This is a genomic window from Paenibacillus lemnae (genome assembly GCF_012933385.1).
GTDB classification, from domain to species: domain Bacteria; phylum Bacillota; class Bacilli; order Paenibacillales; family Paenibacillaceae; genus Paenibacillus_AQ; species Paenibacillus_AQ lemnae.
Genome location: NZ_JABBPN010000005.1, coordinates 137365 through 149372 on the forward strand (window position 1 = coordinate 137365; position 12008 = coordinate 149372).

Genomic DNA, 12008 nt, shown 5'->3' on the forward strand with positions numbered 1-12008 from the left:
AGAAAGGTGAGAATATGAAAATCTGTTTTGTAACGCATAAAGTTAAGAAAGGCGATGGTCAAGGCAGAGTGAATTATGAGATTATTAAGGAAGCCATACAACAAGGCAATAAGGTTATAGTGGTTTCAACAGAGTTATCCAATGATTTGAGAAACTGTCCCAGCATTACCTGGTTTAAAATTGAAGCAAAATTCATACCTACAAACTTATTAAAAAACCAATTCTTCGCAGTTGCCTCATATGTACTATTTTGGTTACGAATAATTAAGGCAGATTTAATTGTAGTGAATGGGTTTATTACTTATGCTAAATCAGACTTCAATTGTGTTCATTTGGTTCATAGCGCATGGGCAAACTCTGAATATCATCCGTTTAGAACTAAGAAAAACATAAAAACAAGTTATCACTATTTCTACAATCGTGTGAATGGATTTCTTGAAAAGATCGCATTTAAGAAAACCCGTCACGTGATCGCTGTATCTGATCAAGTTAAACGTGAACTTCATTTCCATGCAAAAGTGAATAGTTCATCGATCACAGTTATCCACAATGGAGTAGATACGGATGAATTTGCACCCAAAATATTAGATAGAAGGAAGTATAACTTAAAAGATGGTACAATATACGGCCTGTTTGCTGGTGATTTAAACTCGGGTATAAAAAATTTTGAAACTGTACTCACTGCATTGACAAAAATAAAAGATTTAGAATTGTTGGTTCTGGGCAATGCCGAAAAGAGCCATTATCCCAGTATGGCCAAAAAGTTAGGAATTAATAACAGAGTGCACTTTTTAGGTTATAGAAGTGATATCTCTAACATTATGTCATTAGCTGATATTTTTATTTTTCCATCAAGATATGAGTCGTTTTCTTTGGTAATTCTTGAAGCTATGGCAGCGGGCCTACCAGTGATTACGAGCGATCGCTGTGGAGTAATTGAATTAATGACAGAAAACTCAGCTTTTATATTAAGTAATCCAGACAATACTGATCAATTAAGTACACTAATAAGAAGTTTAATTAATAATCCAGAGAAAATGAACCAGATGTCAATTGAAGCGAGGTCTGTGGCGCTTCAAAATCAATGGACTGCCATGGCTAAAAAATATTTAGAATATATTAACAAAGAGTTTGAATTGCAACAAATCTAAATAGTGGGGGAAATGCGAAGTAACTTGCATTAATATTTTCGTCAATTATAAAGACTCGGAGATGAATTATGCAAACCAAGCTGTTGATGAAAGATAAAAGGTTTAGTAATTTACTACAAACCTTTGGAAGTCAGATCATTATTTTGATTGTAACATTAATATCTGGTGTCTTGCTGGCGCGAGGTCTCGGACCAGAAGGCAGAGGGCAATATATTTCTATCACAATGTGGGCGAATTTACTGTATTGGGCACTAAGCTTTGGTGTTTATCAGACAGTTCTATACTACTGGAGATCGTATGAAAATTCTAAAAAAATAATATTCACCACACTTCTAGTGTATAGTGTATTCTTTTGCTGCCTGGCTGTACTAGTTGCTCAGCTTATAGTTGTTCCATTGGTGATGTCAGATTATAGTGAGGATATTATATTAGCGGGACGTATTTATTTTTTTGGTATTATATATTCCGCTTTTTCAGATGTTTTGATGGCCGCTTTGGCAGGGGATGAAGAGTTCAAGTATTCCAATATGTTACGCGTGTCTCTACCGGGTCTGACTACTCTCATAATGACGTTGTTATTTTTCACAGACAATTTCACCATTACTAATGCACTTTATGTATCTTTTGTAATGTTGTCTTCTCTATTTTTATTGAATTTATGGAAAATAAAACAGAAGGGTCTGTTTAGCAAGCAAGTTGATTGGAAACTGATGCTTAGCGCGTTTAAATATAGCTCTAAATCTCATGGAGGAAATGTAGCTGGGTTAGCTTCAGTAAATTCCACACAAATAATTCTATCTGTATTTCTGCATCCATCTATGCTAGGAATTTACGCAACAGCACAAAGTTCAATAACTCCTCTCAATGCGATAACTACAACGGTAGGAATTACTTTACAGCCCATGCTAACCGCAGAAAACAGAAACGTTATTCATTTGCGAGCTATGAAGATAATAAGAAATTCGATATTAGTGATAGGAGTCTGTTCATGCATGCTAGGTATTATACTTCCATTCGCAATACCTTTTGTTTACGGAGCTGAGTTCTTGGCTGCAATTATGCCCGCATTAATTATGTTGCCTAGCCTTTTGCTAAATAGCATATCCAATACCTATCGAAATGCCTTAAACGGTATAGGAAAAACATTTATTAACACTAAAACAGAGGTAATTGTATTAATTGTTACTGGGGTATTACTTTATATTTTTCTTGAACAACTAGGCCTTATTGGTGCAGCAATCGTAACGACTTTATCCAGTATAGTTAGGTTGTTGGTCTTTTTTAGGGAGTATAAAAAGGTTATATCAATAACTTCGTTTGGTTCTATGCTTCCGCGGCTAGAAGATGTTAAAGAAACCTTTGAGGCTTTAGCTGGATTATTAAAGAAGACATTTAATAAAAGTTATGTAAAAAGAAACAGTGCTTAACGCTTCGGAATAAGTAAAGCGCTTGTTATTAGATTTACATTGTAATTTCAATGAAATAAAAAATGATACAACGACAGAAACGAGGTGATCCACATTCAAATCCTGCATATCGCGAATCACGTAAAAGAGTGCGGGAACGGCATCGTCAATGTGATGATAGACTTGGCCTGTGAGCAGGCAAAGCTCGGTCACAAGGTAGCAGTTGCCTCTTCAGGTGGGACTTATACTGAGCTGCTGGAGCGGAACGATGTAGTCCATTATAAGCTTAATCAGACACGTAGGCCGGTGCAAATACTCCGGGCTTTTTTTCATTTCCGGAAAATCATCAAAGAATTTAAACCGGACATCATTCATGCACACATGATGACAGGAGCTCTCCTGTCCCGATTATTCAAGGGCTTTCATAAATACAAGATCGTTACGCACGTGCACAACGAATTTCAAAAAAGCGCGAATGTCATGAAAGTCGGAGATTCGGTGATTGCGGTTAGTAAAGCTGTCGCAGAATCGATGCAGAGCCGTGGAATCCACGAGAATAAACTTCATGTCATACTTAACGGTACAGTGGGAAGCTCACGTAAAAGAAATTCACCAGAAGTTGATTTGGAAGGGATCTCAATCATAACAGTTGCCGGAATGTATGAGAGAAAAGGAATTACCGAGCTCATTGAGGCCTTTGATATCTTTGCCAAAGAATATGAGGAAACACATCTGTATCTGATTGGTGAAGGACCTGATAAGGCGAGGTTTGAAACCCAGGCAAGCAGGTCGCTATATCGCGATCGAATTCATTTCCTTGGCTTTCAGACTGCCCCCCAAACTTTCATGAAAGCTGCGGACATTTTTGTGTTAGCTTCACATAAGGAGCCTTTTGGTTTGGTCCTCATCGAGGCAAGAGAAGCAGGATGCGCAATAGTCGCAACTGAGGTAGACGGTATCCCCGAAGCCCTTGATTTTGGTGAATCGGGAATGTTGGTACCGCCGCAATCTCCAACTGAGCTAGCTAAGGCGATTCTGAACTTGCTTAAAGATCCCGATGTAATGAACGCTTACCGTCAAAAGGCATCGCAGGGTCTTGAATACTACACTGTTGAGAGAGTGGCGAAAGACACGTTGGAGATTTATCAAAAACTGCTGATCAGTTAAAGCATAGGAGAGAAGAGAGAGATGGGGATGAATGTACTGTCGACCGGTATGGGCTGGATTGATATTCAGCATGGTGGATTGAACCGGTATTTTGCAGATTATACCCAGGCCTTGAAAGACTATGGTCATAAGGGAATGGGTGTTGTGGTCGCTCCAAATGGGGCACAGCTCCCACAGGATCGGAACATTAATAATGCAACGGATGATATACAGGTCAATCATTTTCTAAACCGCATGAAGCGGGTACGGCATCATGCTGTGCGTGCCGTGCAAAGCTTTCAGCCGGATGTGTTCAATCCGCATTTTGCCTTTTATACCACGATGGTGACCCGACGACAAATCCCTCTTCATGTTCCGATCGTTACGCATTTTCATGGACCATGGGCTATGGAATCCAGGGTCGAGGAGAAGAGTACTGCCAGCCTCATGAATGAAGCCCGTTTCTGGCTCAAAAAACAGGTAGAACAGCTGACCTACCGACGTTCCGACAGCTTTATCGTACTCAGTGAATATTTCCGCAGTGTACTCACGGATACCTACGGGGTTGACCAGCAAAAGATCCATATCATCCCTGGTGCCGTGGATCATCATCTGTTCCAGCCTCATCACGACCGGGACGGATTAAGATCCGAAATGGGGCTTGCCCCAGGTCAGAATGTATTGTTCTGCATCCGGAGGCTGGTTCGCCGGATGGGCATTGACCGCCTGATCCAGGCGATGGTGGATATCGTGAAGCAGCACCCGGACACGCTATTGTTTATCGGGGGTGACGGGCCGCTGCGATCAGAGCTGGAAGCACAAATCGTGCAGTTGAATTTGACTGCTCATGTCAAACTGCTCGGACGGATCAGCAATGAGGAATTGGTGCGGTACTATCAGGCTGCAGATATCAGCCTGGTACCGACACAGACACTGGAGGGTTTTGGATTAATCACGGTGGAATCTTTGGCCTGCGGAACACCGGTATTAGGAACACCCTACGGAGGAACTCGGGAAATTCTTCACCAGATTTCGGGTGATTTGCTGTTTCAGGATGGTACTTCCGAGTCGATCAGCCGGAAAATTATAGATGTCTTGGAACATCCGTCATTGCTTCCTTCCCGTGAAGCGTGCCGCGAATATGTGCTTGGCCGTTACACGTGGAGCAGGGTAGCAGAGGCGGTCACCGATGTATTCTCAGAAGAAATCGATAAAAGAAAGGGTTTCCGATCATGAAAATCGCTTTTTATAATCATACCAGTGACATGAGTGGTGCGGAGATCAGTCTTTTACTGACAGCCAAACATTTGAAAAAAGCACATCCGATACTCTTTGCTCCCGAGGGGCCTCTGCTGCAAAAAGCACGCAGTCAGGGCATTGAAGTCACCGCCTTGTCCAGCTTCCGTGCAAGAATGACCCGAAATCCGTTCATGCTGATAGGATATGCGATGGGCATGCTGTTGGCAGGCTGGAAGCTCGCAAGACAGCTGAAGCGAAGCGAAGCTGATCTTGTGCACGCCAACTCCATTCGTGCAGGAATCATGGCCGGTTTATTCCGCTGGTTTCATGGTCTGCCGGTCATCTGGCATGTGCGTGACATGCCGCCCCGAGGGTTCATGGGGCAGTTGATCCGGCGTTTCGCTGCCCGCAGCGCGCAGGCCGTGATTGGCATCTCGGACTCGGTTCTTTACGCCATGGAACACGAGTCACTCGTAGACAAATGCCACCTTGTGCATAACGGAGTTGAACTCAAGCAGGCGGATCCGGCGGAACGAAGAGAGAACAGGGAGAAGGTCCGAGCAGAACTTGAAACTTCGCAGGATGCACAGGTGCTGGCCATTATTGGACAGATTGCGCCATGGAAGAGGCAGGAGGATGCGATCGAAGCTTTTTCCACGCTGGTTCGGGAGGGTCGGAATTGTGTGCTGTGGATTGTAGGCGAAGCCAAATTCAGACCGGAGAACGAGCGTTACCTGGCGCATTTGCACGAGCGAGTCAAAGATTTACAGCTTCACAATCATGTGAAGTTTACCGGCTATAGGGAAGACGTACTGGAGATCTGCTGCGGAGCAGATCTCCTTTTATTATGTTCAGAGGACGAACCGTTCGGCCGGGTCATTATTGAAGCCATGTCACAGGGAACGCCGGTCATTGCTTCCCGGGGCGGGGGCGTGCCTGAAATTATCGAGCAGGGCCGCAGCGGATGGATGTACGAAACGGGTCATATTCAGGAGCTTACGGACCGGATCAGGCAGGTACTGGATGATGACAGGTTGTGGCGCAGTCTGAGCCATAACGGACAGCAAAGAGCTGCGGACCGCTTCTCGATTCAGCAAACGGCCGAGAAGGTGGAATTCATCTATCAGCAGCTGCTGAACAGACCCGGCACCCGAGCGTACGAACACCGCCAGGCAAAGGAGATGATGTAATGTCTGAGCTGAAGGTTGCCATCGTCCATGACTACCTGAACCAGATGGGCGGGGCAGAACGGGTCGTCGCGGTATTTCACAAAATGTTTCCCGATGCCCCGATCTATACAACCATTGCCGACTATAGCAAGCTGCTGCCGGAACTGCAGGATGCCGACATCCGAACTACCTGGATGCAGAACATTCCAGGTATCCTCAGCCGGTTCAAGCTGTTCTTCTGGCTGTATCCCTTTGCGGTGCGGTCTATGAAGCTAAAAGGCTATGATCTGATCCTGAGCTCCAGCAGTGCTTATGCCAAGGGAGCGCGTAAAGACCGCGGCAGCCTGCATGCATGCTACTGCCATACTCCGATGCGGTTTGCCTGGAACTTTGAAGGATACATGGAAGGGATGCAGGTGCCCAAAGCGGTAAAAAAGGCGGCCAAATGGCTCACATATCCATTACAGGCCTGGGACCGGAGAAACTCCAAGGCAGTGGACCGGCTGATTGCCAATTCAACGACCATTAAAGACCGGATCCGCGACTGCTATGGCGTTCATGCGCCGGTTATTTTTCCTCCAGTGGATATCGACCGGTTTGAGATCAGTGACAGGGAGGCTGAAGATTATTTCCTGGTTGTCTCCCGGCTGGTCTCTTATAAAAAGATTGATCTCGCGGTCAAAGCCTGTACCCGGACAGGTCAGCGTCTGCTGATCGTAGGGGACGGCCCGGACCGTCAACGGCTGGAAAGCATGGCTGGAGAGACCGTCACGTTTCTTGGGCGGGAAAGTGATGAGCAGGTTGTTACCCGGATGCAGCACTGCAAAGCCTTGATTTTTCCGGGGATTGAGGATTTCGGCATCACCCCCCTGGAGGTCAATGCCTGCGGCAGGCCGATCATCGCATACCGGGAAGGCGGCGCACTGGATACGGTGGCAGCCGGTAAAACGGGGCTCTTTTTCGAAGAACAATCGGTGCATTCATTAATTTCCGCGATCAAGCGATTTGAAGACCATACATGGGACCAAGCCGTCATTCGCCGTCATGCCGAGGCATTCAGTGAACAGGTGTTTATCGAGCGGCTGACGTCCTGCATACAAGGGATGGTTGATACAGAACAGGTACAGGCCAGGATGACCCAGGCAGAAAGGAGCTCGTAATATGCAGATTGTATTGCTGTCCGGAGGCAGCGGGCACCGTTTGTGGCCCCTGTCCAACGAAACAAGATCCAAGCAGTTTCTCAAAATATTGAACAATGAATCCGGAACACGGGAGTCGATGGTACAGCGGGTTTGGAGCCAGCTGGGACAGATGAATCTTCAGCAGTCTGCCATGGTGGCTACAGGCAAATCTCAGGTTGAGCTGCTTCAGAACCAGCTCGGTTACGAAGTGGAGATGATCGTCGAGCCAGAACGCAGAGATACATTTCCGGCAATCGCATTAGCAGCATGCTACCTGTATTCGGTCAAAGGTGTCAGCCTTGACGAGGTGGCAGCCGTTCTTCCGGTGGATCCGTATGTCGAGAATCATTTTTTTCAAAAAGTTCAGGATTTGGAAGCCCTGCTGCAGGAAAGCGGAGCTGACCTCGGATTAATCGGCGTCACGCCGGATCACCCTTCTTCCAAATTTGGGTACATCGTTCCGGCAGGTCATGAGGCAGCCAGCAATGGGGCCTCTTATTATCATGTCAGCCATTTTGTTGAAAAGCCGGATGAGCAGCAGGCTCGTCATCTGATGGAACAGTCTGCGCTTTGGAACTGCGGGGTGTTTGCATTCCGTCTCGGGTATATCATTCAGTATCTTATCGATCATTCCCTGCCGATCCAATATGACGAAATGCTGAGACAGTACGGCCGCATGGATAAAATCAGCTTTGATTATGCTGTAGTGGAGCAAGCGCAGCACATCGTTGCAATCCCGTATCAGGGAGTCTGGAAGGACCTGGGGACGTGGGATGTGCTGACTGAAGAAATTCATACTCCGCTGGTGGGCAAGGGGACTTTGACTGAGGATTCCTTCAATACGCATATTATCAATGAATTGGACATTCCGATTACGGTGATTGGTGCGCCAAATCTGATTGTGGCTGCAAGTCCTGACGGGATTCTGGTGTCTGACAAGAATGCCAGTATGAGAATCAAGGAAGTGCTTCAGTTTGGGGATCAACGTCCGATGTATGAAGAACGGCGCTGGGGCCGTTACCGTGTGCTGGATTATATCAAATATCCCAGCGGATCTGAAGTGCTGACGAAGCGAATCTGTATCCTGCAGGGTAAGAACCTGAGCTACCAATATCATCTGCTGCGCAGTGAGGTATGGACGGTCGTATCTGGACGCGGTGAGATGATCCTGGATGGAGAGATCCGGTCTTTAGAGACGGGGGATGTTATCGTCATTCCGGCCCAGGCTAAACACAGTCTGCGCGCCGCGACAGATCTTGAAATTATTGAGGTGCAAACCGGGAGTGATCTGATTGAGGATGATATCGTCCGGCTTGCTTACGATTGGGACGAAATCAACATGATGGTTTTAAACGAGCAGAAAGAATCACTTGAGACACGGTCTTAAAGGAGTGGATACATTGAAGATCACGGTCATTGGAGCAGGGTATGTAGGATTGGTATCCGGTGTCTGTTTCGCAGAGCTGGGTCATGAAGTAACTTGTATCGATAATGTGGAACAAAAAATCAAACAGCTCAATCAGGGCGAGGTACCCATTTACGAACTCGGCCTCCAGCCGCTGATTGCGGACAATATGGAAAAGGGCACACTGGCCTTTTCCACGGAGCTGGCCTCCTCGGTTAAACAGGCTGATGTTGTCATCATTGCGGTAGGAACACCGTCGCTGCCCAATGGCCAGGCCAATCTGAGCTATATTGAACAGGCGGCGAAAGAAATCGGTATGGCGCTGAGCGGTTATACGGTCATCGTCACGAAGAGCACGGTTCCGGTAGGAACCAATGAGAAGGTCAGAGCGATTATCGCCCAGCACACGGATGAGGAGTTTGATGTGGCTTCTGTTCCGGAGTTTCTGCGGGAAGGGACCGCGGTCATGGACACGATGAACCCGGACCGGATCATTATCGGAACGGACAGCCAGAGAGCAGAAGAGCGTCTGATTGAGCTGCATCACAGCCTGACGTCCAACATCATCGTGACAGATATCCGAAGTGCCGAGATGATCAAATATGCGTCAAATGCATTTTTGGCAACCAAAATCTCATTTATCAATGAAATCGCGAATATCTGTGAAAAAGTAGGAGCTGATGTGACGCAAGTCGCCCATGGTATGGGGTACGACAAGCGCATCGGCTCTTCTTTTTTGAAGGCAGGCATTGGCTATGGCGGATCCTGCTTTCCTAAGGATACACAGGCACTGATCCAGATTGCCGGACAAATGGATTATGATTTCAAGCTGCTGAAGTCTGTTGTTGAAGTGAACCGCGAGCAGCGCTTGAATATCATTCACAAGCTCGAAAGCCTGCTGGAAGGACTGAAGGGCAGAACGATTGCAGTCTGGGGTCTGGCATTCAAGCCTGAGACCGATGATGTCCGGGAAGCTCCGGCATTTGAGATCATTGCAGCATTACGGGAGCGGGGCGCTTTTGTCAAAGCGTACGATCCGATTGCTGCACCCAATTTTGAAGCACAGTATGGTTCGGATGGAATTGCGTACTGTGAGGATGCCCGGGAAGCGGCCTGGCAGGCGGATGCGCTCTGTATCTTGACAGAGTGGGGAGAGTTCCAGCAGGTGTCGCCATCTGAGATTCAGGAATGGCTGAAATCGCCGTACTTGATCGACGGCCGGAATGTGTATGATCAGGATCAGCTTGCCGGCACGCAGCTGGTTTATTACTCGGTAGGTCGTCCTGGAATGAACAAAGGGATGAGGGAAGAAGTGCCTCTGCTGTCCCTATGACCACATCTCATATGATAGCGTGGGGCTCCAGGCGTGCCGTGGAACTTGATCGGAGCGAAGTATCTCAAGAGCTGTCCTTGCTGCTCCATCTGCTGCAGGATGATTCGCAGCAGGAAATAATATCACAGGATAACCTTCATGATCTGGATTGGGATCGGTTTATGAAGCTGGTCTCACATCACCGTGTATTTCCGCTGGTATATTTGAAGCTGAAGGAGTGGGATCCTGCACGTATTCCTGCCAGGGTGATACAGACACTCCGGCATCAGTATCATACCAATACGATGAGAATGCTTCATCTTGGCGGAGAAATGAGCCGGATCTGTGAGACCTTGGCTCAGGGCGGTATCCGGACGCTGGTCTTGAAGGGACCGGCGCTCGCGCTGCAGCTATACGGCGATGTATCGCACAGAACCTCCAAAGATCTGGATCTGCTTGTCGATGCAGAGGATGTAGAGAAGGCGGAAGAAATCCTGCTGGAGCTGGGGTATGAACTGCAGGATGAGCGTGTGCTGGGCAACTGGAAAAAAACAAGTCACCATCTCTCCTATGAACATCCGAAGCACGGCGTTCAGATTGAGATTCATTGGCGGCTCAATCCGCATTTCAGTAAAGCTTATGCCTTTGACGCGCTTTGGACACGGAAGCAGGAAATCCGTCTCTCCAATCAGACATTGTACGGTCTCGGGGATGAAGATCTGCTCTGCTATCTGACTGACCATGGAGCAAGGCATGGCTGGTTCAGGCTGCGGTGGCTTCTGGATATTGTGAAGCTTCTTCCGAGGCTGGATGCAGGGCGGGTGAAGTTGCATTTTGAGCAGTATGGAGGACATGAGGCTGCTGGCCAGGCATGGATTCTTTCCTCATCGCTGCTTCAGGCCAGGATTCCGGCAGAGCTTACTGCATATATGATGTACCCAAAGTGCCAGCGCCTGGCCGGCATGTCGCTTCACTATATCCTGAGAATAGTGCAGCTCAATCCTGTGCCCGAAAAAAGCGTGGCGCTCCACTATAACGCATATCTGTTTCTATTGATGTCTGGAAGACAAAGGGCAGCCTACATCCTCAATAAATGCATTCCGAATTCGAGGGATGCCGTGCAGCTGCCGCTGCCAAGAACCCTGCATTTTTTATATATTCCTCTCCGTCCCTTTTTATGGCTTTGGCGAAGAAGAAAGCGTGCCGTTTAAATTTGAATTGAAATCGGGAGGTTAAAACGATGAACACAGAGGTTATTTCCGGTGAAGACAAGATTGTCCAATCTGAAGGTTTTTTTGTCAGCGATATGGATGGTGAGAAGGTCATGATGAGCATTCAGCACGGGAAGTATTATAATCTGGGCCGCATCGGCGGGCGGATTTGGGAGCTTGCCCATAGCCCTGTCACGATCTCCGGTATGGTGGAACAGCTGGTGTCGGAATACGACATTGAACCGGAAGTATGCGAGCAGCAGGTACGTGCTTTCCTGAAACAGCTGGCAGACGAAGGACTTGTACAGGTGAGTAAGTCCTAATGCGCCTGCTTCGGAAAGCACGCCGCTTTATGACCTGCAGTCCGGCCATGAAATGGATGCTGATAGAAGCTTTCTTTTATCTGGCCTGGGGACGTATTTTCAAGCTGCTCCCCTTTGCCAAGGCTGCCTCTTCCCTCGGAGAACATATGAAAGAAACACCCTTTACACCTGCTTCACAGCAGGAAATGCTTCTCATGCGCCAAGTTTCCAAGGCTGTTCATACGATGAGCAGAGTGACCTGGTGGGAAAGCCAGTGTCTGGTCAAAGCGGTCGCAGCGATGAAAATGCTGGAACGAAGGGGCATTCCGAGTACACTCTACCTGGGAAGCGGAAGAGATGATACAGGGCACATGGCAGCCCACGCCTGGCTCCGCAGCGGCTCCTATATTCTGACGGGAAAAGAAGGGCATGAGAAGTATGCTGTCGTTGGGATTTTCGGGAATAGCATAAGCACGTAAGGAGTTT

The 12008-nt window shown here is 47.4% G+C and carries 11 protein-coding genes; all 11 read left to right on the forward strand.

The annotated features are described in order from the left end of the window. Positions 1-14 precede the first annotated feature (14 nt). On the forward strand, positions 15-1151 hold the full coding sequence (locus tag HII30_RS07990; protein ID WP_169504485.1) for a glycosyltransferase family 4 protein: 1137 nt from the start codon (positions 15-17) through the stop codon (positions 1149-1151). Between the two features lie 68 nt (positions 1152-1219). Further along, complete coding sequence (locus tag HII30_RS07995; RefSeq protein ID WP_169504486.1) at positions 1220-2578, forward strand: lipopolysaccharide biosynthesis protein; 1359 nt, start codon at positions 1220-1222, stop codon at positions 2576-2578. An 84-nt stretch (positions 2579-2662) separates the two neighbouring features. Continuing rightward, positions 2663-3724 carry a glycosyltransferase family 4 protein gene (locus HII30_RS08000; RefSeq protein ID WP_211184482.1) on the forward strand — a complete coding sequence of 354 codons (1062 nt, stop codon included), beginning with the start codon at positions 2663-2665 and terminating at the stop codon, positions 3722-3724. A 21-nt stretch (positions 3725-3745) separates the two neighbouring features. Further along, positions 3746-4939 (forward strand): glycosyltransferase family 4 protein, encoded by a 1194-nt coding sequence (locus tag HII30_RS08005; RefSeq protein ID WP_246246188.1) that lies wholly within the window; start codon positions 3746-3748, stop codon positions 4937-4939. After that, entirely contained in the window at positions 4936-6132 is a 1197-nt protein-coding gene (locus HII30_RS08010) for a glycosyltransferase family 4 protein (protein WP_169504487.1), read from the forward strand. Before HII30_RS08005 ends, HII30_RS08010 begins: the two co-directional genes overlap by 4 nt. Continuing rightward, positions 6132-7271 (forward strand): glycosyltransferase, encoded by a 1140-nt coding sequence (locus HII30_RS08015; RefSeq protein WP_169504488.1) that lies wholly within the window; start codon positions 6132-6134, stop codon positions 7269-7271. Before HII30_RS08010 ends, HII30_RS08015 begins: the two co-directional genes overlap by 1 nt. Position 7272: 1 nt before the next feature. After that, complete coding sequence (locus HII30_RS08020) at positions 7273-8679, forward strand: sugar phosphate nucleotidyltransferase (protein ID WP_169504489.1); 1407 nt, start codon at positions 7273-7275, stop codon at positions 8677-8679. Positions 8680-8692: 13 nt separating this feature from the next. Continuing rightward, the gene (locus HII30_RS08025; RefSeq protein ID WP_246246189.1) at positions 8693-10030 is read left to right on the forward strand and encodes a UDP-glucose dehydrogenase family protein; all 1338 of its coding nucleotides are present in this window, start codon (positions 8693-8695) and stop codon (positions 10028-10030) included. Beyond that, positions 10027-11220, forward strand: a complete 1194-nt coding sequence (locus tag HII30_RS08030; RefSeq protein WP_169504491.1) for a nucleotidyltransferase domain-containing protein — start codon at positions 10027-10029, stop codon at positions 11218-11220. The genes HII30_RS08025 and HII30_RS08030 overlap by 4 nt, the downstream gene beginning before the upstream one ends. 29 nt (positions 11221-11249) lie before the next feature. Further along, positions 11250-11543, forward strand: coding sequence for a lasso peptide biosynthesis PqqD family chaperone (locus tag HII30_RS08035; RefSeq protein ID WP_169504492.1), 294 nt, complete (start codon positions 11250-11252; stop codon positions 11541-11543). Next, complete coding sequence (locus HII30_RS08040) at positions 11543-12001, forward strand: lasso peptide biosynthesis B2 protein (protein ID WP_169504493.1); 459 nt, start codon at positions 11543-11545, stop codon at positions 11999-12001. Before HII30_RS08035 ends, HII30_RS08040 begins: the two co-directional genes overlap by 1 nt. The last annotated feature ends 7 nt before the right edge of the window (positions 12002-12008 follow it).

Excerpts from the sequence above, each read along its gene's own strand:
- HII30_RS07990 (WP_169504485.1), top strand. The coding sequence starts at position 15 with ATGAAAATCTGTTTTGTAACGCATAAAGTTAAGAAAGGCGATGGTCAA.
- HII30_RS07995 (WP_169504486.1), top strand. The coding sequence starts at position 1,220 with ATGCAAACCAAGCTGTTGATGAAAGATAAAAGGTTTAGTAATTTACTA.
- HII30_RS08005 (WP_246246188.1), top strand. The coding sequence starts at position 3,746 with ATGGGGATGAATGTACTGTCGACCGGTATGGGCTGGATTGATATTCAG.
- HII30_RS08010 (WP_169504487.1), top strand. The coding sequence starts at position 4,936 with ATGAAAATCGCTTTTTATAATCATACCAGTGACATGAGTGGTGCGGAG.
- HII30_RS08015 (WP_169504488.1), top strand. The coding sequence starts at position 6,132 with ATGTCTGAGCTGAAGGTTGCCATCGTCCATGACTACCTGAACCAGATG.
- HII30_RS08020 (WP_169504489.1), top strand. The coding sequence starts at position 7,273 with ATGCAGATTGTATTGCTGTCCGGAGGCAGCGGGCACCGTTTGTGGCCC.
- HII30_RS08030 (WP_169504491.1), top strand. The coding sequence starts at position 10,027 with ATGACCACATCTCATATGATAGCGTGGGGCTCCAGGCGTGCCGTGGAA.
- HII30_RS08035 (WP_169504492.1), top strand. The coding sequence starts at position 11,250 with ATGAACACAGAGGTTATTTCCGGTGAAGACAAGATTGTCCAATCTGAA.
- HII30_RS08040 (WP_169504493.1), top strand. The coding sequence starts at position 11,543 with ATGCGCCTGCTTCGGAAAGCACGCCGCTTTATGACCTGCAGTCCGGCC.